Source organism: Brevibacillus brevis, assembly GCF_031583145.1.
In the GTDB taxonomy this organism is placed as follows: domain Bacteria; phylum Bacillota; class Bacilli; order Brevibacillales; family Brevibacillaceae; genus Brevibacillus; species Brevibacillus brevis_E.
Genome location: NZ_CP134050.1, coordinates 4,879,618 through 4,904,551 on the forward strand (window position 1 = coordinate 4,879,618; position 24,934 = coordinate 4,904,551).

General features: G+C 59.4%; 23 protein-coding genes. 1 reads left to right on the top strand and 22 read right to left on the bottom strand.

Annotated elements, in window-relative coordinates:
- Positions 1-176: 176 nt before the first annotated feature.
- Entirely contained in the window at positions 177-941 is a 765-nt protein-coding gene (locus RGB73_RS24285; protein WP_310765330.1) for an exonuclease/endonuclease/phosphatase family protein, read from the bottom strand.
- Positions 942-956: 15 nt separating this feature from the next.
- Positions 957-2,669 (bottom strand): sigma 54-interacting transcriptional regulator, encoded by a 1,713-nt coding sequence (locus RGB73_RS24290; RefSeq protein WP_310765331.1) that lies wholly within the window; start codon positions 2,667-2,669, stop codon positions 957-959.
- Between the two features lie 198 nt (positions 2,670-2,867).
- Here RGB73_RS24290 and RGB73_RS24295 point away from each other — a divergent pair, with 198 nt between their 5' ends.
- Positions 2,868-4,394 carry an alpha/beta hydrolase domain-containing protein gene (locus RGB73_RS24295; RefSeq protein WP_310765332.1) on the top strand — a complete coding sequence of 509 codons (1,527 nt, stop codon included), beginning with the start codon at positions 2,868-2,870 and terminating at the stop codon, positions 4,392-4,394.
- Between the two features lie 87 nt (positions 4,395-4,481).
- Here RGB73_RS24295 and RGB73_RS24300 read toward each other — a convergent pair whose 3' ends face one another.
- The 20 genes from RGB73_RS24300 to RGB73_RS24395 all read right to left on the bottom strand — a co-directional run bounded on the left by RGB73_RS24300 (position 4,482) and on the right by RGB73_RS24395 (position 24,917).
- On the bottom strand, positions 4,482-5,120 hold the full coding sequence (locus RGB73_RS24300; RefSeq protein ID WP_396136134.1) for a FusB/FusC family EF-G-binding protein: 639 nt from the start codon (positions 5,118-5,120) through the stop codon (positions 4,482-4,484).
- A gap of 176 nt (positions 5,121-5,296) precedes the next feature.
- Positions 5,297-5,560, bottom strand: a complete 264-nt coding sequence (locus tag RGB73_RS24305) for a CD3324 family protein (protein WP_310765335.1) — start codon at positions 5,558-5,560, stop codon at positions 5,297-5,299.
- 323 nt (positions 5,561-5,883) lie between these two features.
- Positions 5,884-6,774, bottom strand: a complete 891-nt coding sequence (locus RGB73_RS24310) for a fumarylacetoacetate hydrolase family protein (RefSeq protein ID WP_310765337.1) — start codon at positions 6,772-6,774, stop codon at positions 5,884-5,886.
- 17 nt (positions 6,775-6,791) lie between these two features.
- Positions 6,792-8,258, bottom strand: coding sequence for an alpha-ketoglutaric semialdehyde dehydrogenase GucD (gene gucD, locus RGB73_RS24315; RefSeq protein ID WP_310765339.1), 1,467 nt, complete (start codon positions 8,256-8,258; stop codon positions 6,792-6,794).
- A 279-nt stretch (positions 8,259-8,537) separates the two neighbouring features.
- Positions 8,538-9,713, bottom strand: coding sequence for a UxaA family hydrolase (locus tag RGB73_RS24320; RefSeq protein WP_310765341.1), 1,176 nt, complete (start codon positions 9,711-9,713; stop codon positions 8,538-8,540).
- Entirely contained in the window at positions 9,697-10,005 is a 309-nt protein-coding gene (locus RGB73_RS24325; protein ID WP_310765343.1) for a UxaA family hydrolase, read from the bottom strand. The genes RGB73_RS24320 and RGB73_RS24325 overlap by 17 nt, the downstream gene beginning before the upstream one ends.
- Positions 10,006-10,025: 20 nt before the next feature.
- Positions 10,026-10,793 (bottom strand): SDR family NAD(P)-dependent oxidoreductase, encoded by a 768-nt coding sequence (locus RGB73_RS24330; protein WP_310765345.1) that lies wholly within the window; start codon positions 10,791-10,793, stop codon positions 10,026-10,028.
- On the bottom strand, positions 10,790-11,689 hold the full coding sequence (locus RGB73_RS24335; protein ID WP_310765347.1) for a fumarylacetoacetate hydrolase family protein: 900 nt from the start codon (positions 11,687-11,689) through the stop codon (positions 10,790-10,792). The genes RGB73_RS24330 and RGB73_RS24335 overlap by 4 nt, the downstream gene beginning before the upstream one ends.
- An 81-nt stretch (positions 11,690-11,770) precedes the next feature.
- Entirely contained in the window at positions 11,771-12,544 is a 774-nt protein-coding gene (locus RGB73_RS24340) for an IclR family transcriptional regulator (RefSeq protein ID WP_310765350.1), read from the bottom strand.
- 73 nt (positions 12,545-12,617) lie between these two features.
- Positions 12,618-13,292, bottom strand: a complete 675-nt coding sequence (locus RGB73_RS24345) for a bifunctional 4-hydroxy-2-oxoglutarate aldolase/2-dehydro-3-deoxy-phosphogluconate aldolase (protein WP_310765353.1) — start codon at positions 13,290-13,292, stop codon at positions 12,618-12,620.
- A gap of 24 nt (positions 13,293-13,316) precedes the next feature.
- Positions 13,317-14,255 (bottom strand): sugar kinase, encoded by a 939-nt coding sequence (locus RGB73_RS24350; RefSeq protein ID WP_310765355.1) that lies wholly within the window; start codon positions 14,253-14,255, stop codon positions 13,317-13,319.
- A complete protein-coding gene (locus tag RGB73_RS24355; RefSeq protein WP_310765358.1) occupies positions 14,243-15,202 on the bottom strand; it encodes a U32 family peptidase in 960 nt (319 codons plus the stop codon). Before RGB73_RS24355 ends, RGB73_RS24350 begins: the two co-directional genes overlap by 13 nt.
- Positions 15,199-17,409, bottom strand: coding sequence for a dihydroxy-acid dehydratase domain-containing protein (locus tag RGB73_RS24360; RefSeq protein WP_310765360.1), 2,211 nt, complete (start codon positions 17,407-17,409; stop codon positions 15,199-15,201). The genes RGB73_RS24355 and RGB73_RS24360 overlap by 4 nt, the downstream gene beginning before the upstream one ends.
- 36 nt (positions 17,410-17,445) lie before the next feature.
- Entirely contained in the window at positions 17,446-18,594 is a 1,149-nt protein-coding gene (gene dgoD / locus RGB73_RS24365) for a galactonate dehydratase (RefSeq protein ID WP_310765363.1), read from the bottom strand.
- A complete protein-coding gene (locus RGB73_RS24370; protein ID WP_310765366.1) occupies positions 18,591-19,871 on the bottom strand; it encodes a nickel pincer cofactor-dependent isomerase, group 22 in 1,281 nt (426 codons plus the stop codon). The genes dgoD and RGB73_RS24370 overlap by 4 nt, the downstream gene beginning before the upstream one ends.
- A gap of 13 nt (positions 19,872-19,884) precedes the next feature.
- Complete coding sequence (locus tag RGB73_RS24375) at positions 19,885-20,946, bottom strand: TRAP transporter substrate-binding protein (protein ID WP_310765368.1); 1,062 nt, start codon at positions 20,944-20,946, stop codon at positions 19,885-19,887.
- Positions 20,927-22,006: a C-terminal binding protein gene (locus RGB73_RS24380; protein ID WP_310765370.1), complete on the bottom strand. Its 1,080-nt coding sequence runs from the start codon at positions 22,004-22,006 to the stop codon at positions 20,927-20,929. Before RGB73_RS24380 ends, RGB73_RS24375 begins: the two co-directional genes overlap by 20 nt.
- Before the next feature lie 13 nt (positions 22,007-22,019).
- The gene (locus RGB73_RS24385; RefSeq protein ID WP_310765372.1) at positions 22,020-23,297 is read right to left on the bottom strand and encodes a TRAP transporter large permease subunit; all 1,278 of its coding nucleotides are present in this window, start codon (positions 23,295-23,297) and stop codon (positions 22,020-22,022) included.
- The gene (locus tag RGB73_RS24390; protein WP_396136135.1) at positions 23,298-23,852 is read right to left on the bottom strand and encodes a TRAP transporter small permease; all 555 of its coding nucleotides are present in this window, start codon (positions 23,850-23,852) and stop codon (positions 23,298-23,300) included.
- A gap of 18 nt (positions 23,853-23,870) precedes the next feature.
- On the bottom strand, positions 23,871-24,917 hold the full coding sequence (locus RGB73_RS24395; protein ID WP_396136136.1) for a TRAP transporter substrate-binding protein: 1,047 nt from the start codon (positions 24,915-24,917) through the stop codon (positions 23,871-23,873).
- Positions 24,918-24,934 lie beyond the last annotated feature (17 nt).

Genomic DNA, 24,934 nt, shown 5'->3' on the forward strand with positions numbered 1-24,934 from the left:
AAAATTTAGGGGTATTCCAACTAACACCATTAAATATGCAAATTGAGAAAATGCTAGATAAACAGTATATTTTCCGAGTCTACAACATTATTTTCTTCGAACTGAGAGTCGTGCGATGCTTCATTCAGGCCATTACGTAACACAGGCTCGAAAGATTCGACTTGGCGCTGGACGCGCTATTTTTCGGACTGGCGGCAAGAATTCCTGCTCCTTCGTAGAGCGGGCTGCTTGCCGCCTTCCTTTAGCCTCACCACCACCGGCACATGATCGCTCCAAGCCCGCCACTCCTCATACGTCCCTACAGTCACCGCCTCCACCCGCGCCATCCACCGCTCGGGCAAAAAAGCGTAATCGATGTGATACCCTTTTTCCTTGGAATGGTGAAAGTAGTACGTCGGGACAGACTCCTCCCCTTGACGCTCCTGAAAAAAACGATGATACGCACTCTCCAGCCCGTACCCCCGGAGCATTTCCACGACAGCGGTATGGTTTCCCACACGCGGGTGGCTGTCCCAGATGGCATTGCTGTTGAAGTCCCCCGCGATGAGACACGTCTCCTTTTCCAGGAGCTCCTGGTACTGTTGCAGCGCCAAAAACAGCTGCCCTACGTAGCTTTGACGACGTTCTCTGTGATCCTTGGTCCAGACGGCCAACAGCGTAAAAGGCTCCGGGCCCGCGACCCGGATCGGGACGACCCAGCGATAGCGGTCATCGTAGGCGGGATGCACGGTCAACGGAATGTCTCCCGAGCTGAACACCCCGAGCCCTTTGTTCAGATTGTCCCCAAACCAGAGCGCATGCGAAAACAACGGTTCTTGGCTCCCCCTCAGCTTTTCGAGCGACTCGCACTCCGATATGACCGCGAGCTGAGGGGCAAACGGTTGCAGCCTCTCGACTTTTTTGCGAAAAGCTTGCCGGCAATTCCATGCGACGAGATTCACATGAGCCCCCCCTTCCTAGGTAGCATCCAGACCGTACTTCTCCAGCTTCCGATACAGGCTCGCCCGATGTATGCCAAGCAGGCTCGCCGCCTTTACCTTGTTTCCCTCCGCTTTCTGCAAGGCGTGCAAAAGCACCTTCTTTTCTGTCTTGGCCAATTCCGCTTCCAAATCCAGTGTCACGCTCTCCCCGTTTACGACGACTCTGCGCTCCTGCAGGTACGGGGGCAGATGCTCCAGCTCCAGGGTGCCGTGGTCGGCGAGCTGGATCGCCCGCTCCAGCACATTGTGCAGCTCCCGCATGTTCCCCGGCCAGCTGTGGGAACGAAAGACGTCTTCGACTCTCGGGCTGAAGCCGGATACGGAAGTGTACAGCTCGCGGTTGAGCTTGTGGATCAGGTGCCGAGCCATCGCGATGATGGAACCGCTCTGGACGCGCAGCGGCGGGATGGTAATGGTGAAGACGTTGAGACGGTAGTACAAGTCTTCGCGGAACTTTCCTTCCTCCATGAGCTTTTCCAACGGGCGATGGGTCGCAGCGATGACCCGGATGTCCACCTGGACGGGACGGGTAGCGCCGATCCTCTCCACCTCTTTTTCCTGCAGTACCCGCAGCATCTTCACCTGCATATCCAGCGGCATGTCGCCGATCTCATCCAAAAACAAGGTGCCGCCGTGGGCCAGTTCCACTTTCCCCGGCTTGCCGCCCTTTCTCGCTCCGGTAAACGCCCCTTCCTCGTACCCGAACAGCTCCGCTTCCATCAAATCTTTGGGGATGGCTGCGCAATTGACCCGGACGAACGGCCCCTCGGAGCGCGGACTGACTCCATGGATGGCTTGGGCAAACAGTTCTTTTCCCGTTCCGCTCTCGCCCAGAATCAGGATAGAAGAACGCGAGGACGCCGCTTTTTTCGCCATGTGAATCGTCTCCCGCAGCAAGTGGTGGTCGGCAAAAATGGAATCGAAGGAATAGCGAGTCCCCACCGCCCGCTTCAGCTCCTGCCGGTAGTAATCCAGCTTTTTTTCCATGAGGTTGCATCGCTCCACCAGACTGCGCAGCTCCCGCAGATCGTTGAAAATCACTTTGCCCATCGCGCCGATGACCCTGCCGCCTTCGCGCATCGGCACACGGCTCACGATAATGTCGCGGCTCCCCACTTTCATCAGGTGACCGAGCTCTGGCTGACCCGTCTCCATCACTTGCGGCATGCGCGTGTTTTCGATGACCTCGGTAATCGGCCTTCCGATCGCCTCCTCTATCGTCGTGCCGAGAAAGTCGCAGTACGCCTGGTTGATCATCGTCACGATCCCGTTCCGATCGCACATCACAAGCCCGTCGTAGAGCTGTTCGATCAGCTCCCGGAGCTGGTGCAGCTCCCGCTCCTGCTCGGAAATCCTCCTCGCTGCTTCCGGACTGGGTGTCATGTCCTGAATGACGGAAATCGCCCCGATGATCTTCCCCTCTTCCGTATACGGGACGCGATCCACGAGAAGCAGCTTGTCGCCGAAGCGCACCTCTGTGCGCAAGCTCGCTTTTCCGCTTTGCATGACGTCCAAGATATCCGTCCCCGGGTCGATCCGCGAGATGTGTTGTTGTCTGACTTCGGAAAGATCCACTCCCAATAGCCGGCACCCGGCTTGGTTGAGATGGAGAATGATGCCTCCCCGGTCGATGACCATCAAGCCAAGGGGCAAGGAATCGAGTAAATCCAGAATGTGGGCAGACAACATGGCAGCGCCTCCTCATCAAAAGCTCGTTGTGTTCTTGTCGCACATTTGCATCATGTCGCGTTCATGAGACTTAATATCTGTCGCTACTATGCGACACGTCCTCATTTCTATGTACGTTTTCTCCCTTTCTTTCATTCGGTACGATCCTTGCTTTTCCTAGTAGCAGATGCAAACGCTTTCAACTCAAAGGAGGATCTCATGAAAAGAAACTGGCTCCCTCTCTCCCTGGCAGCTTTGCTGCTCTCTCCGTTCGCTGTCGCGTCTTCGCCCGCAGCGCCTGCAAGCGCGGCCTACTCCCCTGTCATTCCCGGAGCCCACAGTGTGACCGTGACTGCTTTCGACGGCAACGACGGAAACTGGCTGACCACCAGAAACCCGGCGCAATTCGCAGCCGCGACGCTGTACGGCAACATCGGGCTGGCCCCCAGCGCCTGGGGTTCCAAGGACGACGGGACCGGCTGGTACCGGATGTACCAGCCGGCTAAAGTAGCGGGCACGCAAGTAAATGGCATGTTCGACGACGCCAAATTCGTCATTCGCGTCCCCGAGGACTGGAATGGAAAACTCGTGGTCGCCGGCATTCCGGCCACCCGAAACGAGACGTCCACCGATCTGTTGTTCAGCGACTACGTCCTGGAGAAAGGATACGCCTTCGCCGCGATCGACAAAGGGACGCAGGGAGAAATCGATCCCAACGACCCGTTCGCCAAAGTAAAGAATGCGCTCGTCTCCGAAGACGACTCCATCCGCGAGTGGAACATGCGCTACCGCCAGCTGACCAAGGCGGCGCAAGCGTATTTGGCCGAGAACTACCCTGACGCGCTGATCGACCGCAAAGACAAGTCCAACCCGGCAAGCCAGCTCGTCTCCAAAAGCCATCCCGTCCCGACATACGCGATGGGCATTTCCAACGGGGGATACGTCGTCCGCTACGCGCTGGAAAACGACGATCCGAAAAAGACGAAAGAACCTGCGCTGTTCGACGGCGGCGTCGACTGGGAGGGCGTGTTGTGGCGAGCCAAGGAGCCGAACCTCATTTCGACGCTCACTCCCGTGGTGAACAACGCCGAGGCGGCTGTTTTCGGCTCTGGAGAGGAACAGGAAAAAGCAGCGGAAGCGCTCTATGCGGCCGGCGTGCCCAAAGGCTCGGAAAAGCTGTGGGCGTACCACGATCAGGTGTACTGGTTCGTCACCCTCAACATTTACCGGGACGAGTTCGATCCCAAAGCGCCGCACCGGCTTGACTGGCGCGACTACCTGAAGTTCGACGAAGACGGACTGCGTGACCGCAGCAAGGACGACTCGTTCGAGGGCTACGACTACTTCAAGCGTCCCGGTACGGTGAAGAACAACGTCGCCGCCATCGAAAACACCGGAAACATTCGCGTCCCTCTCATCTCCGTCGCCGGCACATGGGATTCCCTCATCTTCCCGGATGTGCATGCCAAAGGCTATGAAGAGCTGGTGAAAAAGGCCGGCAAAGGCGACTTGCACCGTCTGTACATGGTGGAGAAGGGCAACCACGTAGACAGCCTCGTCTGGAGCAAGGCGGACGCCGATCACGAGCTGCAGCCGCTGCTTCCGTACGTGCACCAGAGCTTTGACATGCTCGTCAAATGGGTGGAGGAAAACGAGGAAGCCCCCGAAAGCAAAACCATCCCGACGCCGGCGGACAACACCCGCGTGATCGACATCGAATCCGGGGAGGAAATCGAGCCGTACTAACCTGCGGCCGTCCCACCCCCCGATTGACGCAAAGAAGCCTTGTGTCGCCAACTTCCTGTGCGACAGCAAGGCTTCTTCGCTTCCTGATTATTCGATCATCATCCGGACAAAATCGTCCAGCTTTTCGTTCGAGATGATATTGTGGTTGCAGGTCTGGCCGTCCTGGCAAATGTAATTTCCGCGCTTCGTGTAGCTTCCGTCCCCGGAGCTCTTCACTTCGGAGAGGAACATCCCTACTTCCTCGAAGCGGTTGCACAAGGCGCACACGCTCTTTTTGTTCATCGGCGCAAACGTGCCATGGAAGCCGTAGAACTTCCCCCCAACCTCGGCGATGATGTACTTTCTCTGCGTCCCGTCATCATGCCAGCTCATATAAGTCAGCTCTGTCAGATTTATGTCTTTCATAGCCGGAGCTTTCAGTTTTTTCGCCTTGGGAAACAGCTTTTTGATCGTTTGCTCGGTCACCGTCGGAAACGGGAGCACCAGCGGCTGCAGCTGGGACAGGAATCGCTTCGCATCGGCGTTTTCCTGGATGTCCCCGATCTGGATCAGCAGTGCTTTTTGCTCCTCGTTCATGTCTGGAAGCAGGCTGAGCACATTTTCCACCGCGATGTCCTTCCTGGCCCGTGCGACATTCGGATCGCTGGTGGCTGCAAGTCCGTTCAGCAAGATTTTCGTTTGCGCTTTGATGTAGTTGTATTGATAGCTTCTCAAAAAAGGATTCAACGTCCTCACTCCTTCTGCCGCCAAGCGGTTGTCGTCGTTCCACCTTCTATGCTAAACCTTCGCCCCAGCCATTCAAATGGAGAAGACGCTTCGGAACCGAACTTGGCATAAAGAGCGGGGAACGGCAAAAAGCACTGGCTGCGCTCCTGCCGCCAGTGCTTCTATCGTTGTCATAGTCATTTCGTATACACGATCTTCTTGATCGTCTCCACGGAAAGGCAATGCTCCATCGCCAGCTGCTCGAGCGACCTGCCGCTGCGAAACGCCGCTTTGATAGCGCGGTTGCGGTCATCGATGAGCTTCCTCCCGCCTGAGCGAGTCCCCCATTTCTGGTAGGCGTCCTGAGGCTTGGGAATGTAGATGGTCTCGCCTTGCACGTACTTCTGGATTTCTTCGACCAGCTTGTCTGGTAAGATCGCGGTTGCATTCACGTATTTCACTTCTGCCAGCCCCTTATTTTGTATTGAAAAATAAGGTGCAAAGCCAAAGGAACGGGACATGCAATACGCATCACGGGCGATATTGGATTACAGCGTCCGCCCCATGCAAAGTATCGCCTCTCTCATTCCAGGCTTTGCATGAGTAGCTGCAGTGTTAGGCAAACAAATCTGATTTGCCATCTCTTCACCTCCAGGTCGCTTAAAAAAGCTGCCGCTTCCTCGCTAGTATAAAACAAATCGCGGCAATTTGCAGTATGTTCCTGCAAAAAGCACTCCCTTTTAGTCAGGAGTGCTTTTGCTTTCCAGATAGGGTCAGCCAGCATCTACGCCTTCCGAAACGTATTCGTCAACCGTCCCAAATTCTCGATCTCCACGGTCACGACATCGCCGTCCTTCAGCCATACTTGCCGATCGGCCGGGTAGCCGGTGATGACTCCCTCCGGCGTTCCTGTCAGGATCACGTCGCCCGGCTCGAGCGTCATGTGGCGGGAGATGTAGCTGATGATCTGCCGGCAGGAGAAGATCATGTCCGAGGTGTTGGAATTTTGCCGCACCTCTCCGTTCACGAACGTGCGAATCTGCAGTTGATCCGGGTCGCCTGCCTCATCGGCGCTCACGAGGTAGGGGCCGATCGGGCAAAACTTGTCGCACGTCTTGCCGAGCAGCCACTGCGAGGTCGTGAACTGCAGGTCGCGGGCGGATACGTCGTTGGCGCTGCAATACCCGTAGACATACGACAGCGCTTCCGCTTCGCTCACATGGCTCGCCCGCTGACCAATGACGATGGCCAGCTCCGCCTCGTAGTCGACCTGTGCGGATGCGGCTGGCAGAGGGATGTCTTCTTCATGTCCGGCGAGCGCGTTGGCGAACTTGCTGAACAGGATCGGAGTGGCGGGATACGCCATGTTGCATTCGTCGGCGTGCTTTTTGTAGTTCAGGCCTACGCAGATAATCTTGGAAGGTGCAGGAACAGCCGGGGCATACGTGAGCGTTTCTTCGGGGTGAAACAGGCTGTCGTCTTCGTAGACGGCATCCGTCAAGCGGGCCAATGCCTGCTTGCTCGGCTCTCCACCCGAAATCAGGTCTGCGACGGATGTCGGAGCATCGCTTTCTCCTGGATATTTGGCCAATGCCGACTGGACGTCGAGAATTCCTTTGTCCGTCTTGACGCCTAACGCAATTTCCCGGTTCTTGGTAAAAGCGACGGTAATCATGAGTTCCCTCCCGCTGATTAGGATTGGATAAAGACGGTCTTGATCGAGGTGAAAAATTCTATCGCTGCCTGCCCTTGCTCGCGGGAATGGGAGCTGGACTGCTTCATCCCGCCAAACGGCGCCTGCAGCTCCACCCCAGCAGATTCGGCATTCACCCGCACGAGTCCTGCCTCGATCTCGCCGATGAAGGAGAGGATGCTCCCGATGTCGCGGGTGAAGATGGATGCGCTCAGGCCGTACTGGACATCGTTGGCGAGCGCGATTGCTTCATCCAGGGTGTCGACCTTGAGCAAGGCGAGCACCGGACCGAAAATCTCTTCCTGGGCGATGGCCATGTCGGCTGTCACGTCCTCAAAAACGGTCGGCTCCACGAAAAAGCCGCTGTCCAGTCCGTTGTCCATAAGCCTCCGTCCCCCGTAGATCAGAGTGGCGCCTTCTTCCACCCCTTTCTCGATGTAGGACAGGACGGTCTTCAACTGGCTTTCGCTCGCGCAAGGCCCCATCCAGGTGTCGCCTTGCATCCCGTCGCCGATCTGCAGCTGTGCGACTTTCGCCAGCAGCCTCTCGCGGAAAGCGTCGTAGATTCCGCTCTGTATGATGACCCGGCTGGTGGCCGTGCACTTCTGGCCGGTCGATCGCAAGCCCCCACTGATCGTCGCTTCCACCGCTAGATCGAGATCGGCGTCGTTCGCGACGATTACCGGATTTTTGCCGCCCATCTCCAGCTGGTACTTCGCCCCGCGAGCAAGTGCGCCTTGGCCGACACGCTTGCCGACGGCGTTTGAACCGGTAAACGTAATGCCGTTGATGTCCGGATGGTCGATGATGCCTTGACCGATGACGGAGCCGGGACCCGTCACCATGTTGACTACGCCGGACGGCAGCCCCGCCTCGTCCAGGCATTCCACGATCTTGGCCGCCGTCACCGCCGTCTCCTGGGCGGGCTTAAACACGACAGAATTGCCGTACACGAGAGCCGGGGCCATTTTCCAGATCGGGATGGCGACGGGGAAGTTCCACGGCGTGATGACGCCGACAACTCCCAGAGGGACGCGGGTCGTAAACATCAAACCTTCGCTGGCGGTCGACGGGATCACATCGCCTACCTTGCGCATGCCTTCTCCGGCGTAGTAGCGCAAAATGGCGATTCCCCGGGCCGTTTCGCCTTTGGCTTCCCCGAACGTCTTGCCCATTTCCCGTGTCATGGTCTCGGCGATCTCATCGAGCCGCTTTTCCAGGGCATTGGCCGCTTTGTACAAGTACTCGCCCCGGGCCGGAGCGGGGAGCTTGCGCCACGCCGGCTGCGCCTCCTTGGCAGCGGCAACCGCCTGCTCCAGATCGCCGGCGCCGGACTTTTGCACGTAGCCGACGACGTCCTCCCGATTGGCCGGATTGACGCTCGGTTCGACCTGGCCGGACGACGCCGGGATCCATGCGCCGTTGATGTAGTTCAAATACGTTTTCACGTCTGTTTTTACTGTCATCTCTCTGCACTCCTTTTCTGCAAATGGATCGTTTGCTAGTGCCCCTTTTGAATACAAAAGCTGCTAAAAAACAGGGAGAGGGACGGAGCTGCGGTGGGAGAAGCATATTTCCGTCTTCGCTTCGTGCTTCGCCCCGCGAGGAAGCGGGGACTGTCCGCTACGCCGCGAATTCGCGGGGGAGCGGTAAAGCAGCAGCCGCTCCGAAGCAACTCAAGGTACCGCTCCTTTTACACCCCGTAAACCTGCTTTACCCCACCTCGAGTACGTCCCTGCCTCTGATCAAAAAGTCGGGCCAATCCGCCAAATGCCAAAATCGTGCTGCTTCAAAATTTCGGCCTTGGTCAGCTTGCCGGAAGCGACCTGGGCAACCTCCTCGAAAAGCCGTCGGCCGACTGCCTGGATCGACTCGGTCCCGTCGATGATCGTGCCTGCATTGACGTCGATGTTGTCCTCCATTTTGGCGAAGATGGCGGAGTTGGTAGCAATTTTGATGACAGGTGCGATCGGCGAGCCGGTGGGCGTGCCTCTCCCCGTCGTAAACAGGACGACTTGGGCCCCGCCCGCCACCATCCCGGTCAGCTGCTCGATGTCATGGCCGGGCGTATCCATCCAGACCAGCCCCTTCTTGCTCGGGGTCTGGGCATAGTCGATCAGCTCCTGGAGAGGACGGCTACCCGCCTTGTTCGCCGCGCCCAACGACTTTTCCTCGAGAGAGCTGAGGCCGCCCTTGATGTTGCCCGGGCTGGGATTGCCTGTACGGATGTCTACGCCCATCAGGAAGGCCCTATCCTCCATGGCCTTGATCACTTCGTACACCCGCTTGGCGACTTTCTCATCGACGGCCCGCTCGGCGAGCAAATGCTCCGCCCCGATCAGCTCGGTCGTCTCCGCCAGAATGGACGTGCCGCCGTGATCGACGATGAGATCGCTGACGACGCCCACTGCCGGATTGGCCGACAATCCCGAGCAGGCATCGGAGCCCCCGCATTCGGTTCCTACGATCAGCTCGCTGAAGTCGCAAAGCTCCCGCTGCAGTATCGAAGCGTCCTGGACCATCCGCGCGGCGATTTTGGCCCCCTGGGCGATGGCCAGCAAAGTCCCGCCGTGATCCTGGATCGACACGACCTCCACGGGCTTTCCGGTCTTCGCGATTTCCCCCGCCACGCTCCGCGCCTGATGCGTCTCGCAGCCGAGGCCGAGTACGACGACCCCGTACACATTCGGGTTGGCCCCCATGCCTGCGTATGTCCGAAACGTTTGCTCGTAGTCGACGCCGACCTGCGCGCAGCCGTGCTGATGAATGAAGGAGACCGTCCCTTGCACCAGCTCCGTGATCTGTCTGGCCGCTTGCGTCGCACATGTGATCGTCGGCAGGATGAGCACGTGATTGCGCACCCCGACACGCCCATCCGGACGTCGGTATCCCCAGAATTTTCCGCTATCTGGCTTCGCCAAGCCGATCCCCCCTTCCCCTTTTGCCTTCGAGATTGTGGATGTGAACATGCTCGCCCGGTCCAATCTCCCGGGTCGCCACTCCGATCACTTCCCCGTACTTGAGGATATCTTCTCCTTGCCGGATCGCGACGACCGCAAACTTGTGCCCGAATTCGATCGGATCGCTGAGAGTGATATGAAAGGACCGATCTTCGCACACGACGGAGACTTCAGCACCTGCCGGAATCGGCTCCAGCGCTACCGCCACTTTGTCGTGCGGCTTCATCATGACTGTCTTGTACGCTTCACCCATGGGTTTTCCCCCTTCCGGATCTACCTGGCCGTCAGACCGCCATCTGCCACGAAATTGCTCCCGGTAATAAACGACGCTTCGCTGCTGGCCAGAAAGCAGACGAGGTGCGCGATCTCCTCGGGGGTTCCCATCCGTCCGATCGGCTGGCGAAGCTCCATCTGCCTTCTCGCTCCCTCCGGATCCGCCTGTCCTGCCAATATCTTTTGGATCCAGGGAGAGTCGACCGTACCCGGCGAGATCGCGTTCACGCGGATCCCGTGCTCGGCGAAATCCGATGCGACCGACTTGGTCAGCCCGACGATGGCCGCTTTGGAGGCGCAGTATCCCGCTCGGTTCAGCACCCCGTCCATCCCGGCGACGGAGGCGATATTGACGATGCAGCCGCGCTCCTCTTGCGTCAGCATCTGCTTGACCGCGTACTTGCAGCCGAAAAACGCCCCTTTCGCATTGACGCTCATCATCGCATCCCACTCCGCTTCCGTCTGCTCCAGCACCGTCCCCGCCTTGCCGACTCCCGCGTTGTTGACCATAATGTCAATTTTCTGATAACGTTCTGCGATTGTCTGCAAAACCTGGCTGACCTGCTCCTCGCGGCTCACATCGAGACGAAAAAACTGCCCGCGTCCTCCATCCAGCGCAAGTTCACGCGCGACCCGCTCGCCGCCAGTCTCATCCAGATCGCATACCGCGACGAATGCTCCTTCCCGGCCCAGCCGCCTGGCGATGGCCTCGCCGATGCCGGAAGCAGCTCCCGTGACGACCGCTACTTTTCCCGCCAGAGCCTTCATACCAGGAGGCTACCTTTCGCCTGGCTTCTCACCGGGTTCGCCAGCACGCCGATGCCGCCAATCTCAATCTCGATCCGATCTCCATCTGCGAGCGTAAAATCATCCGGCGGAACGATGCAGGTCCCGGTGAGAAGCACCGTTCCGTCAAAAATAGTGTTGTCCCGCAAGAGGTACGCGACCAGCTCGTCAAACCTCCGCTTGAGCTGCCCGGTGCTGGCGCTTCCCTCCACTACCTTTTCCCCGTCTCGGAAAATGCGGCACACGATCTGAAACGCATACGGATCCTCCACCGTTTCCGCCAGGCGAATGGCCGGCCCGATCGAGCAGGAGCCCTTCCACATTTTCGCTTGCGGCAAGTAGAGCGGATTTTCGCCCTCGATATCGCGGCAGCTCATGTCGTTGCCGATCGTGTACCCGACGACTCGCCCGTCACGGGAAAGCACCAAGCCCAGCTCCGGCTCAGGAATTTGCCAGTTGGAATCGCTTCGCAAATACAGGTCGCGGTCTGGAGCAACCGTCCGGGCTGCCGTGGATTTGAAGAAAATTTCCGGGCGCTCGGCATCGTACACTTTATCGTAAAAGGTCGTCGTGTCCAGCCGCCCTCCCGTCGCTTCGTAGTTGCGCGCATCCCGGCTGCGCTCGTACGTCACGCCGCACGCCCACACTTCCGCTGCTTCCAGCGGAACCAGCAGCTCCAGCTCCTCCGCTTTGACAGCAAGGGGCTCGCTTGCGGCAATCGTCTCTTGCACCAGCTCTAGCGTCGTCCGCTGCCGTACTTCCGCCTCCCTTACCAGCTCCATGAAGTCCGTTTGCCCGAGCAGATACACCTCGGATTGATCCGTCAACGCTGCAAGCACCGGCTCTGAACCTTCTTGTAAAAAGCGAATGATACGCATATGGCACCTCCACTTTAGTTTTATATTATCAAACACAGTTTTGCATTATGCTCGTGCATAAGGCTCTCCGAAATAGGCCCGTTAAACGCTTCTAGCGCCAAACCCGTAGCCCATCTCCTCGGACATCTCCTCGGCCGCTTTTTTCAGCAGCGCCAGGAATTGCTCAAGCTCCTGATCATCCACACGCGTCACCAGGGTAGAAATGCTCACCGCCGCGATAGCCTGCCCCTGATGATTGCGGATCGGCACGGCAATGCAGCGGACCCCCGGTTCGTTTTCCTGATTGTCGACCGCGTAGCCTTGCTCGCGGACTTTTTTCAGCTCCGCGCGAAAATCCGGTTCGTTTGTGATCGTTCTGGCCGTCTGTGCCACGTAGTGATAATCTTTCAAAATATGCGCCAGCTCTTTTTCGCTCTTCCAGGCGACCAGCGCCTTGCCTACCCCGCTGGAATGGACCGGGATTCTCCTCCCGATGCGCGAGTACAGGATGGTAGCCTGCGGGCCCTCCACCTTGTCGATGTAGACGCCTTCTTTGTCGTCCAAGATGACGAGGTGCGTCGTCTGTCCGGTCTTCATCGACAGGTCGACCAGATACCTTTTGGCTACTTTGCGTACATCCAAACCATGGATGACAAAGTTTCCTCGTTCGAATAGCTTCATTCCGAGCCGGTACTTGCCGTTCTCCGGGTTTTGGTCGATGTAGCCGTGCACCTGGAGCGTCTTGAGCAAGGAATGAACCGTGCTTTTGTGCAACTGCATACGCTCGCTGATATCTGTGATCTTCAGCTCCAAATCCTGCTCGTCAAAGAGATCGAGAATTTTCAGCGCGCGTTCCACAGCTTGAATAATCGGCATTTTATCCATCCTTTAACGTCGTAATCACGGAATGATTTTGGTGTTATCTTACCATAGAATTACGACCGATGACTCATCTTTTGCCGCCGCTGTCCCCGCATTCCAGCCGCGCTTGGCGGACGATTTCCACGTACGTTTTGGCCGCCTTTTCCACTTGGGCATAGTCGCCTGCCGCGATCGTCTTCCGATCGAGCAGCGTCCCGCCAATCCCCAGCGCAGTCGCCCCCGCCCGTATGAACGAAGCGGCATTGCCTTCGTCGATCCCGCCGGTCGGGATGACCGGAATGTGCGGAAACGGAGCTTTGACCGCCTGAAGATAGGCCAGTCCAAGGCTGGCGGCGGGAAACAGCTTCACCAGATCCGCTCCCCACTCGATGGCGTTGATCATCTCTGTCGGAGTCATGACGCCCGGCACGCTGATCTTCCCGTGACGCGCCGCCGCACGGATGACGTCGAGGTGGAGACTCGGGCTGAACAAAAAATCCGCACCGCTTTTGATCGCCGCCGCAGCCGCCTCCCCGTCGATTACTGTGCCCGCCCCGACGACGGCCCGCCCTTGCAATCTCCTGCTGAGCCTTTTGATCGTGGCAAACGCGTCCTCCGAGTCCACCGTGATTTCCAGGGCGGTGATGCCCCCTCTCACCAGGCTGTCCGCCACCTCTTCCACTTGCTCCCGGGGAATGCGGCGGACGACCGCGATCACGCCGCTTTCCCGCAATTTTTCCAGGATAAACGCTTTTTCCTGCAAATCGTCTCCTCCTTCTCGGCGCTCTTACCGATACACTTCCTCGTGCTCTCCCATCACTTGCGACCAGAACGGATAGCCTTCTACGTCTCCCGCCACCGTCAGGGCATAGGCGCCGATGCGGTTGCCCAGCCGCACCGCGTCACGGTACGGCCAGCCTCTGATCAGTCCCGACAGGAAGCCTGCGGCAAATCCGTCCCCCGCGCCGATCGGATCGACGATCTCCTGTACGGGAAAGCCCGGCACGTATTCTCTTCCTTCCGGCGCAGCGAAGTAAGCCCCTCTCTCTCCGAGCTTCACGACCGCTGCTTTGGCCCCGTTTTGCAGCAGCCGCTCCGCGATATTCTCCGGACTGTCTTCACCCGTCAGCAGCCGCCCTTCGTCCCAGCCGGGCAAAACGATGTCACAACGGCCCGCGATGTCGAACAGAACGGTCTGCGCCTCCTGCTTCGTCCACAGCTTCAGGCGGACATTAGGGTCGAAAACGACCGTCACGCCGTGCCTTTTCGCTTTGTCGATCGCCTGGTAGACCGCTTCCCTGCACGTGTCGCCGAGCGCCGGCGTGATGCCGGTCAGATGCAGAAACTTCGCCTGCGCGATCAGGTCTTCGCCGATGTCATCCGGCCGCATGCGGCTCGCGGCGGAACCTTGGCGATAGTAGTACACTTTCGGCTCTTTTCCCTGCTGCCTTTCCTTGAAAAAGACAGCCGTCGGATAGCCGGGGTCAAACACGACGTGCGAAGTATCCACCCCTTCCCCGCGAATGAAGTTGCGGATGTACAGGCCGAACTCGTCGTCCCCCAGGCGGCTGACCCAGCTCGCCTGATGGCCGAGTCTGGCGAGACCGATCGCCACATTCGATTCCGCGCCGCCGATGGTCTTGGCGAACTGCCCCGCAAACCGCAGCGGCCCTGTTGTCAGCGGGTGAAACAGCACCATCGTCTCGCCAAAGGTCACGACGTCCATACGCGTTCCTCTCTGACCGGCGAAGTCGGGACGGCCAGGCCAGCCGCGCCTTTTTGCGACACCGCCAGCTCGGGCGCGTAGCGGCGGATCATGTCGAGTCCGATGCGGGCGCGGCGTACCCGCTCCCGGCACAGGCTGATCGATGTCGGCTCGAGATGCTTTCCGGACGGATAGATATTCGGCGAATTGCGCAGACCGAACTTGATGTACACTGGCGCGGCCACCCGGATGATTTCCGGAATTTCATAGTGGCGGATGAAGCCGCCGATGTCATCCGGCGCCTCCACGTAGATGTCGATCGGGATGTCCACGGCGTGACGGATCGCCGCCAGCCTGGCCAGCGTGAGGTCTGTCGGCACGTTGTACGTGCCCGCCCCGATTTTCTCTATCAGGCGGATCGACACCGGATTCGCCTGCGCCATCTGCACCGACACCTTGACGAGCAAATCGGAGGGCAGCTCGCCGTTTTTCTTGAATTCGTTCACCAGCCAAAGCAGTCCCTCGTCCGCCACCAGGATGCTGCGGATGCCCATCCGGCAGGCTCGCTTGACGTCCTCGATGGCGTAGACGAGCTGATCCATGCCCTGCGAGCGCAGCCCGGCGATCTTGCCCGCGCTGGCCCAAGACATCGGAGTGATGTCCCACGTCCCCCGCGGTCCGACGAACAGGCTTACCTCGAGGTTTTCCCGTCGGCCGATCGCCGCCATCTGCTCCAGCTCTTCGTCGGTCAGGAGCATGATCCCGCTTCCCTGGGAAATGCGGTGGATGGTCACCCCGTAGTCGTTGCACGCCTCCACGACCGCTTCAAACGACGCAGGTCCTTCCACGCTGGGGATTTCCACGCGATACTGGGCGCCGTCCGGAAAGCGCTTGGCCGAACTGGGGAGATCATGGCAGTCACCGGGCGGAAAGCCCAGCTTCTCGATCATCTCTCTCGTTTGCTTCATCGTCCTGTCCCTCCCTGCTCAGTCTGCTTGCAAAAGATGGCGTCTGTCCGGTAATCCAGCACGGCTTCCTCCCACACGCTGAGCGGCACGACACCGTTGGCGGCATCCGTATGCCCCGTCATGCGGTTGCCTGCCGCCACCTGCCGCTGCCGGTGGCGGATCGCAGCCAGGCGCTGCTCGGCCAATTCGGCACGTGCCTCCCGCACAGGAGAGAACGCAAAGGCGAGGCTGCCCTGGCGAAACTGGGCTTCGTCCAGCAATTGGATCTGTCTCTCGCGCAGATCGAGGTACAGCAGATCTCCTGTCTGCAGGTACAGGATGCCGCCGCCTTCCGCTGCCTCCGGCGTCATGTGGCCGATGGCGGCTCCGTACGTCACCCCGGAGTAGCGTCCGTCGCTGATCAGCGTGGCGAGCCGTTTCAGATTGCGGTTGGCGTTGATGTGCTGCATCGGCGTGAACATCTCCGGCATGCCGAACGCAACCGGCCCTTGACCGGAGATGACGACCGAGATCTTCAGCGCCCCCTGCTCGGCCATGCGCTCGAACAGCTCGTCGTATGCCAGATCGCACCAGTCCTCGTAATGCTCGGGCGCATTGTGCCGAAGGACGGCCAGCAAGTTCTCCTGTGCGAAGCTGCGGCTCTCTTTCAGCTTCTCCAGCAATTTCGAATCGAGCAGGCTGCGGTTGGCGTCATCCTCGTTTTCGTAATAGAGGACGAAAGCAGCTTTCTTGTCGAACTCATCGAGCTGTTTTGTCGTCATCCCGCTGATCTTCACGACCGCGCTCTCGAAAAAGTTGCCGGTGAGCACATCGACTCCGCTAAACGGACGGCGCGGGGACGTCAGGATGATCGGATTTTCTTTGACGTGTGCAGCGGACAGCCGCTCCTGATCCGCCAGCCGCTCCCGCCAGGTCGTTCCCGTGACGGTGGGTGCATCTACGTCCATCGGCACGCCGTTTTGCATAAGCTCGTAAAACAGCGTCTCCATCCCCCGGCTGTTGCCGCTGCAGCACTGCATCGCCAAGGCAAAAATGTCGCGGCCCTGCGTCAGGCTGTAATCGAACAAGTCCGGCACCGGATGGGCATGGTGGATGCGATCCAGCTCCCACAGGCTGAAGCGGTAGCCTCCGTACAGCATCCCGGCAACCATGTGCATCATCAGGTTGGTCGAACCGCCGGACGCGCTGTGGATGCGGATCGCATTGCGAATGTTGGCTGCCATCACATTGGCGGCGCCGAAGGCCGGTTCGTTGATCAAAGCAGCCAGACTGTCTACAGCCTGGTTCACCTGCTCCTGGGTAGGCGGAGCCGTCAGCAGCTCGACAGCGGGATGGACCAGGCCGAGACCTGCGACGAGATGCCGGGAGCTGTTTCCTGTCCCGTTGAACGCGCATACGCCCCCTTTGCCGTCACAGGTGGCGACAGCCAGCCGCTGCTCGTATCCCTTATGCTCCGCTTTCGTGATGATCCCCCGATCGACTGCCCGCTCCAGCACGCCCTGAAACGCCGTATTGGAGGAGCACTGGAGAATGTACGCCATCGCATCACGCAAATCGTCCGCGATATCCGGCGCTCCGGCTCCTTCCGCTTTGCGGGCTACCTGCTCCAGCTCGGCAAACAGGTCCTCGGGAATCGTCCCTCCCTGCAGGACGTGGGCCGGGGCAAAGGTGGCGAAAAACGGGGCCTCCCCCCGGTATTGGCGCAGCCTGTCGAGATGAGCCACTGCGCTGACTACCCCAAGCGGCTGCTTGTCGCATCCCTGGATGACGAAGGCGCCGTGGTAGCTGTGCGACTCGAGCTGGTTCACGACCATTTGCGCGACGGCATTGCGGCTCTGCAGCGAATAGCTCATGCCCTGGTTGCTCTGCGCTGTGCCGTCGCACATGACAGGGGTCGAGAAGTAAAACGGCACGCCGCCGTTTTGCCAGATGCGGATCGCCGCCCGGCTGGAGGTCTGGAAGTCCATGATATGTGCCGGATGGTCGGGCGAGCCTCCGATAATGGCGATACGCGGCGCGTTTTCTTCCAGCCGGTTGTAGATTTCATCCAGCGTCCAGTCCGGCGCGGATCCTTCGTACGATGAGCCGAGCAGCTGCTTCGCGCGGTCGAGCAAGCCCGCTACGCAGATCGGTTCGTTCGCCTTTCCCTGGACGTTGTCGCGATACGGGTTGACCCGGCTCTGAATTTGCGGAAAACGTATGGACATGGTGCGCTTTTCCTCCTTGTCAGACGGAATTGATACTTACCACTCGGCCACGCTGCCGTCTTCGTGGCGCCAGACAGGGTTTCGCCAGTCGTGGCCCTCTTGCGCCGCCCGCGCGACCTTTTCCTCGTCGATCTCGATGCCGAGACCGGGACGGGAAGGCAGGCCGACATAGCCATCCCGATACGCGAACACGCTCGGATCGACGAGGTAGTCGAGCAGATCGCTCCCCTCGTTGTAGTGGATGCCGAGACTCTGCTCCTGGATGATCGCGTTGGGCGTGCAGGCGTCGACCTGCAGCGAGGAGGCGAGTGCGATCGGACCGAGCGGACAGTGCGGCGCTACCGCCACGTCGAAAGCCTCGGCCATCGCAGCGATTTTTTTCACTTCGAGAATCCCTCCGGCGTGGGACAAATCCGGCTGGATGATGTCCACGTAGCCGTCCTGCAAAAGCTGCTTGAAGCCCCAGCGCGTGTACTGGCGCTCGCCGGTCGCGATGGGAGCGGTCGTATGGCGGGCGATCTCCCGCAGCGCCTCGTTGTTTTCCGGCAAGACGGGCTCCTCCAGAAACATCGGGCGATACGGCTCCAGCTCCTTGGCGAGCAGTTTCGCCATGGCCTTGTGTACGCGTCCGTGGAAGTCGATGCCGATGCCGACATCCTGGCCGACTGCCTCGCGGACAGCGGCGATTCGCGAGACGACCGCCTCTACCTTGGAATGCGCGTCGATGTAGTTCAGCTCTTCCGTCGCGTTCATCTTCACGGCCGTATAGCCTGCGGCCACTTTTTCTTTGGCGGCGGCTGCCACGTCGTGCGGGCGGTCTCCGCCGATCCACGAATAGACGCGAATCTTATCCCTCGCCGCCCCGCCGAGCATTTGCCAGACGGGGAGGTTGAAATGCTTTCCGGCGATGTCCCACAGCGCCTGCTCGATCCCGGACAGGGCGCTCGTCAAGATCGGCCCGCCCCGGTAAAACCCGCCGCGGTAGAGCGTTTGCCAATGGTCCTCGATGGCGAGCGGCGATTTGCCGATCACGTATTCCGCAAGCTCGCGTACGCACGCTTCCACTGTTCCGGCTCTGCCCTCTACGATCGGCTCCCCCCAGCCCGAGACCCCTTCGTCCGTCTCTACTTTTAGAAACAACCAGCGCGGCTTTACCCGGTACAGCTTGAAGCCCGTTACTTTCATGCTCTCACCCCGCCTTGTTCGAATCCGTGCGAAAAATTCATCACGATCGGCTCTGTCAGCACTTCCACATCCGACCGGCTTCTGGCCTCGGGAAGCAGACTTTCGGAAATCCAGATGTCGCGCACATGCAAGGTGTTTTCGATGCGAACGAGCCGCACCTGGCCGAGGTCGAAGGCGTTGCACGTCTTGATCGCCGCTTTCACCGCCAGCTCCCCCGTATCGAGGAACATCGGCAGCTTCACGGTGCCAACGACCGTGCTGGTCAAGGCGTTGGCGTACCCTTTGACCCAATCGATCTCCTCGAACACCTCGCGCGTGGTGATGTCGGCCAGCCCGATCCCGTTTGCGTTGCCGTGCGTTTTTTCCGTGAGCCGGAGCACGACCGTCCGCGCTGCGTTCACTCCTCCGCTGGCGTACGGCGTGGCAAAACGTCCGGTAATGTTCGGGTCCATCCCGTCGCCCGAGATGTCTTTGCCGATTTCGTCGACGACTAGCACGTCGAGCGGATCAAATAAGATTTTCGGCATCAGCGCCTTCGCTTCGAGCAGCAGCTTCGGCTCCTCGTCCGCCAGCCGCTCGGCGGGGATCGCCACGGCCTTGGCGGGACGGTCGAAGGCGTTTTCGATCGTGCCGACTCCAAAGACAATCGGGGTGCGCTCGATCATCACTTTCGCCATCTCCTGCACGTGCTCCGCCATGTACTTGAAGCTGTAGGCATGGGCTGCCTCGGCGCCGCGCTGCTTGCCGAGGCCGATGGTGATCATCTTCATCAGGCCGCTTTCCACGGGACCGCGAAAGGCCGTATGGGGCTTGATCCGGTTGATTACGACGACCTTGTCGGCGTGGTAGGCGTTGTGGTCCATGTAGATGGGCAGGCCGTTCGGCAATCTGCCCACCTCCACGACCTCCATCGTCGCCTCAATCGGCGCTTCCACGAACGATTCCGTGACTCCCAGCGATTCCAGCACTTCCTTTTGTCCCTGCGCCGTCGCCCCTCCGTGGCTGCCCATCGCAGGCACGATGAATGGCCTCCCCCCGGCGGCTTTGATCATCCGCACCACTTCCCGCGTGATGACGGGGATCTCGGCGACGCCGCGGCTTCCGACCGCGATCGCGACCCGATCGGCCGGAGCTATGCGCGACAGCACACCGGATTCGTCGATCGCCTGGCGCACGGCCCCTGCCACATCGGGCAGCTCGGGCGCGTAAAAGTGCTGCCGGACCTTCGCCATGCGGGGGATGGGGATCGCGCGGAGCAGCTCTTCGATCACCTGCATGTATCTCTCCCCCTTACTTGCGCACTTTGGCGACCTCGTCGTACATTTCCTTGACCAGATCTTCGCCGATCTCTTTCGCGAACTTGTCGATGACCGGCTTGATGATCTCCTGCATCCGAGCCTTTTCTTCCGCCGACACCTCGTTGACCTCCATGCCTGCTGCCTTCAATTCGTCCAGTGCCTTTTGATTCTCCGTCTGGTTCAGCTCGCGCTGGTACTTCCCGGCCTCCGCGGCTGCATCGCGCAGGATTTGCTGCTCTTCCGGCGACAGCTTATCCCAGAATTTCTTGCCGACGAGGAACACGAACGGCGTATAGACGTGCTTCGTGACGCTGAGGTACTTTTGCACCTCGTTGTACTTGTTCGACTTGATCGTGGCGAGCGGATTTTCCTGGCCGTCGACCGTACGGCTCTCCAGGGCGCTGAACACCTCCGAGAACGCCATCGGCGACGGGTTGGCGCCCAGTGCGGAAAACGCTTCGAGATGCACCTGGTTTTGCATGGTGCGGATTTTCAGCCCTTTGAAGTCCTCGGCTGTAGCGACAGGATGCTTGCTGTTCGTCAAGTTGCGGAAGCCGTTTTCCCAATACCCCAGTCCGATCAGGTTGTGGGCCGGCAGCTTTTCCAGCAGCTTTTGCCCCAGCGGACCGTCCAGCACGGCATGGGCTTCCTTCTCTTCGTTGAAGACGAACGGGAAGTCGAAGATGGCGTATTCCTTGATGTCCCCGACCAGCGGCGACGTGGACGGGATGGTGATTTCCTGCGTCCCTGCCTGGAGCGCCTCCGTCATTTTTTTGTCGTCCCCGAGCTGGGCCGCATAGTACGGGATGACCTTCAGCTTGCCACCGCTCTTTTCACTGACCAGCTCGGCAAACTTCTTGAGCCCTTGCCCTTCCGGGTGGTCCTCGTTCAGGCCGATTCCCGCCTTGATCGTCCGCTCCTGTATGCCCGACGCCGGTGCGGATGAGGATGCCGTCGAAGCGCTTCCCCCTCCGCCGCCTCCTCCGCAGCCAGCCAGCAGCAGAAGTGCCGGAACCACACACCCGACTACCCATTTACGCGTCCACTTTTTCATGTACAATCCCCCCGTTTTTATCGGCTCCCCGCTGCGCCAGTGCTGCATAGCGTTCCGTGGAGCGGCTCTCTTTCCATTGCAGGCGTTCTTTCACTTCCCGATTGACCAAATAATTTGGATATTCGCCATACAGGAGCACATCGGCTACGCCCATCGCGGCTTTTGCCCTCATTTCGGCTGCGGCTTCCTCGGAGTACCAGGCCACATGCGGCGTGAGGATGACGTTGTCCATGGCCAGCAGCGGATTGTCCGGCGAAATGGGTTCTAGCTCCACCACGTCCAAGGCGGCTCCGGCGATTTGCCCCCTTTGCAGCGCTGCGATCAGCGCCTGCTCGTCGATGACCGGCCCTCGCGACGTATTGATGACGATGGCCTCTTTTTTCATCTGGGCGAACTGCTCCTCCCCGATCATGCCTTTCGTCGAAGGCATCAGCGGGGCGTGGACCGAGACGAAATCGGCCTGGCTGCACAGCTCTTGGAGGGTCGCCAGCTCCACGTCCAGACTGTCCGCCACGGCCTTTGGCACATACGGATCGTAGGCAATGACGCGCAGCCCGAGCGGCTGGACTTTTCTGGCGAGCGCCTGCGGAATCTTGCCAAAGCCGACCAGCCCGAGCGTCCTGCCGCGCAGCCTCATAATCGGCTGTGTCACCTTGAAATCCCATACGCCGTTTCGGATGGCCTGATGGGCGACGACGACCTTGCGCGACCACGCCAGAAGCAGTGCGAGAGCGTGATCGGCGACCTCGTCCATGCAGTAATCGGGGACGTTTGCCACACAGATGCCTTTTTCCGTGGCGGCCTGAAGATCGACGGTGTTGACCCCTACTCCGTAGCGGGTGATCACCTTGCACTTCTCCAGACTTTCGATGACCCTGCGGCTGAGGGGCGCGTACTGGTTGATCAGCGCATCGGCGTCACGGCAGGCGGCGATCACCTCCTCCTCTGTCCGGCACTGAGCGGGCACCAGCTCGATCTGCTCGCTCCCCAGCACTTGCTCCTCGTAGCGCAAGTCGGCGTACTCCCAATCCGTCACGACAACCTTCCATTTCTTGTCCATTTCGATACCCCCTTTACGTGAGCCATTCGAGCGGCACTGTCACAAGCGACGGGAACAGAATCAGCAGGATGAGGACGATGACCTCGACCAGCAGGAACGGCCAGATCCCTTTCATAATGTCCTCCATGCCGATTTTCCCGACGCCGCACGCCACGTTGAGTACCGTGCCGACAGGCGGTGTGAGCAGGCCGATGCAGTTGTTCAGGATAAACAGGACCCCAAAGTAGATCGGATCGATGCCAGCCTTGTCGATGATCGGCATCAGGACGGGGGTCATGATCAGAATCGTCGGAGTCAGATCCATCGCCGTCCCCACCAGCAGCACAATCGCGTTGATCACGATGAGAAGCAGAAGCGGATGATCGATGAGCGGCCCAAGCAAATCCGTGAGCATCACGGGGATGTTGGCCACGGTGATCAGCCAGGCGGACACCATCGCCGCCGCCGCGAGAAACATGACCACGCTCGTCGTCTTGGCCGAGACGATCAGAATGTGGTAAAGCTGATTGATTTTCAGCTCCCGATACACGACGATGCCGACGAACAGCGCGTAAAAAGCCGCGACCACGGCCGCTTCCGTCGGGGTAAACACCCCGCCGCGCAGCCCGACGATGATGATGATCGGCAAAAGCAGCGCCCAAACCGCTCCTTTCGTCGCGTCCCAGATCTCTTTGAGCGACTTGCGCGGGTACGACTGAAAGCTTCCTTTCCGCGTGATGATCGCCCAGGTGACCATCAGGCCGACACCGATCAACAGTCCGGGCACGATCCCCGCCATGAACAGCTTGGTGATGGACAGGCCGCTGGTGACGCCGAATACGATCATCGGAATGCTGGGAGGGATGATAGGAGCGATGATTCCGCCTGCTGCGATCAGACCAGTGGAGCGGTTCCGATTGTACCCCGCACTCACCATCATCGGGATCAGGATCGCGCCGAGCGCGGCTGTATCTGCCACAGCCGAACCGGAAAGCCCGGCAAATAAAATGCTGCCCATGATGGCCACGTAGCCCAAACCGCCGCGAATGTGTCCGACGAGAGCCAAAGCGAAGTTGATAATGCGCTTGGAAATGCCTCCCGCATTCATCAGCTCTCCGGCCAGGATAAAAAACGGGATCGCCATCAGCGGGAAGTTGTCCGCGCCGCTGATCAAATTTTGCGCGATGATTTGGCTGTCGAAGATGTCCATGTAGATCATCAGAGCGACGCCGCTGAATAGCAGTGCGAAGGCGATGGGCATGCCGAGGGCCATCACGCCCAGCAGCGAGCCGACAAAGATTCCGAGCGTCATCTACCTTCCTCCCCCTTCCGCTATTTGCTGCGGTGCCGGCACCAGCATTTCCTCTTCCGACTCCTTCACGCGGATGAAGTCGTCAACCGGACGCTTGCGGAACAAGACGCGATACAGATTGGCCACGACGACAATCGCCATGCAGATGCTCATCAAAATGCCGATGCCGTACATGAAGCCGAGCGGCATCCCGGTAGCCGGGGCCTTGCTGTCAAGGTTGATCAGCGTCATTTTCCAGCTGCCGTCAAGCACGAGCCACAGCACGTACAGGATGAGTCCGTTCGTGATGACAAACACGACTTTTTTCCAAAAGTCAGGCAGCCTTTTGACGAACATGTCGACGCCGAGATGCTCGTTGTCCGTCAGCGCGCCGATTGCCCCCAGAAAGATCAGCCAGACGAACAGGAAGCGCGACATTTCTTCCGACCATGTGATTCCCGAGTTGAACAAATACCGCAGCACGACGTTGCCGAAGACGAGAATCGCCATGAGCGCCAGGGCGGCGGCCATGATGACGTTCAGCGACGAGCTCAAAAATTTCGATGCGCTTTTCACGCGGATTCCCCCTCTCTCTTATTTGGCCTCTGCCTTGATTTTCTCTACCATTTCCTTCGCCCACGGATACGTCTGATAGATCTCGTCGTAGAGCGGTCCCGCAGCGGTCTCCATGGCCTGCCGGAAGGACTCGTCGGGCGTCGTGAACCTGATTCCCTTTTCCTGAAGGAACTTCTTGTCATCCTCGTAGCTCTTCTCCAGGAGCTCCCATTCGTAGTCGGCGGCAGCCTTGGCCGCCTCCTCGAGGATGCGCTGCTGCTCCGGTGTCAGCTGGCTCCACAGCTTGCCGTTGATGATGTACAGGTTGGGGCTGAACATGTGCTTGGACTCCAGCACGTCGGTCTGCACCTCATACCAGCCGGACGCCTTGAGCGTAGCGATCGGGTTGTCCTGCCCGTCGACCACCTTTTGCTCCAGCGCGGTGAACACTTCCGAGATCGGCATCGGGGTAATGTTGGCTCCGAGCAGCTGGCCCAGCTTGATGTAGTTCGGGATGTTGGGCATCCGGATGCGCATCCCCTGGAAGTCGTTGACGCTGGCAATCGGCCGGTTGCTGGAAAACATCCGGAAGCCGTTGGCGCTCCAGGCAAGCGCGTGAACGCCGTGCTTGCTCTCCATCTCGTCCGTCATCTCTTTGCCGATCGGGCCTTCCAGCACTTTTTTGGCGTGGGCGAAATCCTTGAACAAAAACGGCCACTCGCCAACCGCCATCTTGGGCACATCCGCCTGCATGATGAGCCCCGGTATGCCCATCTCGATCGTTCCGTTGCGCACGCCGTCGTAGAACTCCTTTTCGGCCCCGAGCTTGCTGTTGTCGTAAATTTGCACCTGAAGCGACCCGCCCGACTTTTCCTCCACCATCGGCTTGAACTTTTCCCGCAGCGCCACGTTCTGCGGGTGGTCCGTGGCGAAGTAGTTGGCTACTTTCAAGACGTGGGGCTTGCCTGCCGTCCCGCCACCGCCTGCTGTGCCGGACGCATTGCCGCCGCCTCCGCCTGCACAGCCTGCCAGGACGAGGCTTGTGGCGAGCAAAAAGCTCGAAAGGGTTGCCATTGTTTTTTTCACCTTGCATGCCTCCAATC

What these genes read in the sequence shown, in the direction of transcription:
- RGB73_RS24330 (WP_310765345.1), bottom strand. Translation starts at nt 10,793, where the DNA reads ATGAAGGCTCTGGCGGGAAAAGTAGCGGTCGTCACGGGAGCTGCTTCC.
- RGB73_RS24335 (WP_310765347.1), bottom strand. Translation starts at nt 11,689, where the DNA reads ATGCGTATCATTCGCTTTTTACAAGAAGGTTCAGAGCCGGTGCTTGCA.
- RGB73_RS24355 (WP_310765358.1), bottom strand. Translation starts at nt 15,202, where the DNA reads ATGAAGCAAACGAGAGAGATGATCGAGAAGCTGGGCTTTCCGCCCGGT.
- RGB73_RS24370 (WP_310765366.1), bottom strand. Translation starts at nt 19,871, where the DNA reads ATGCAGGTGATCGAAGAGCTGCTCCGCGCGATCCCCATCCCCCGCATG.
- RGB73_RS24385 (WP_310765372.1), bottom strand. Translation starts at nt 23,297, where the DNA reads ATGACGCTCGGAATCTTTGTCGGCTCGCTGCTGGGCGTGATGGCCCTC.
- RGB73_RS24375 (WP_310765368.1), bottom strand. Translation starts at nt 20,946, where the DNA reads ATGAAAAAGTGGACGCGTAAATGGGTAGTCGGGTGTGTGGTTCCGGCA.
- RGB73_RS24295 (WP_310765332.1), top strand. Translation starts at nt 2,868, where the DNA reads ATGAAAAGAAACTGGCTCCCTCTCTCCCTGGCAGCTTTGCTGCTCTCT.
- RGB73_RS24350 (WP_310765355.1), bottom strand. Translation starts at nt 14,255, where the DNA reads ATGGACGTCGTGACCTTTGGCGAGACGATGGTGCTGTTTCACCCGCTG.
- dgoD (WP_310765363.1), bottom strand. Translation starts at nt 18,594, where the DNA reads ATGAAAGTAACGGGCTTCAAGCTGTACCGGGTAAAGCCGCGCTGGTTG.
- RGB73_RS24325 (WP_310765343.1), bottom strand. Translation starts at nt 10,005, where the DNA reads ATGGGTGAAGCGTACAAGACAGTCATGATGAAGCCGCACGACAAAGTG.
- RGB73_RS24290 (WP_310765331.1), bottom strand. Translation starts at nt 2,669, where the DNA reads ATGTTGTCTGCCCACATTCTGGATTTACTCGATTCCTTGCCCCTTGGC.
- RGB73_RS24360 (WP_310765360.1), bottom strand. Translation starts at nt 17,409, where the DNA reads ATGTCCATACGTTTTCCGCAAATTCAGAGCCGGGTCAACCCGTATCGC.
- gucD (WP_310765339.1), bottom strand. Translation starts at nt 8,258, where the DNA reads ATGACAGTAAAAACAGACGTGAAAACGTATTTGAACTACATCAACGGC.
- RGB73_RS24310 (WP_310765337.1), bottom strand. Translation starts at nt 6,774, where the DNA reads ATGATTACCGTCGCTTTTACCAAGAACCGGGAAATTGCGTTAGGCGTC.
- RGB73_RS24380 (WP_310765370.1), bottom strand. Translation starts at nt 22,006, where the DNA reads ATGGACAAGAAATGGAAGGTTGTCGTGACGGATTGGGAGTACGCCGAC.
- RGB73_RS24340 (WP_310765350.1), bottom strand. Translation starts at nt 12,544, where the DNA reads ATGCCGATTATTCAAGCTGTGGAACGCGCGCTGAAAATTCTCGATCTC.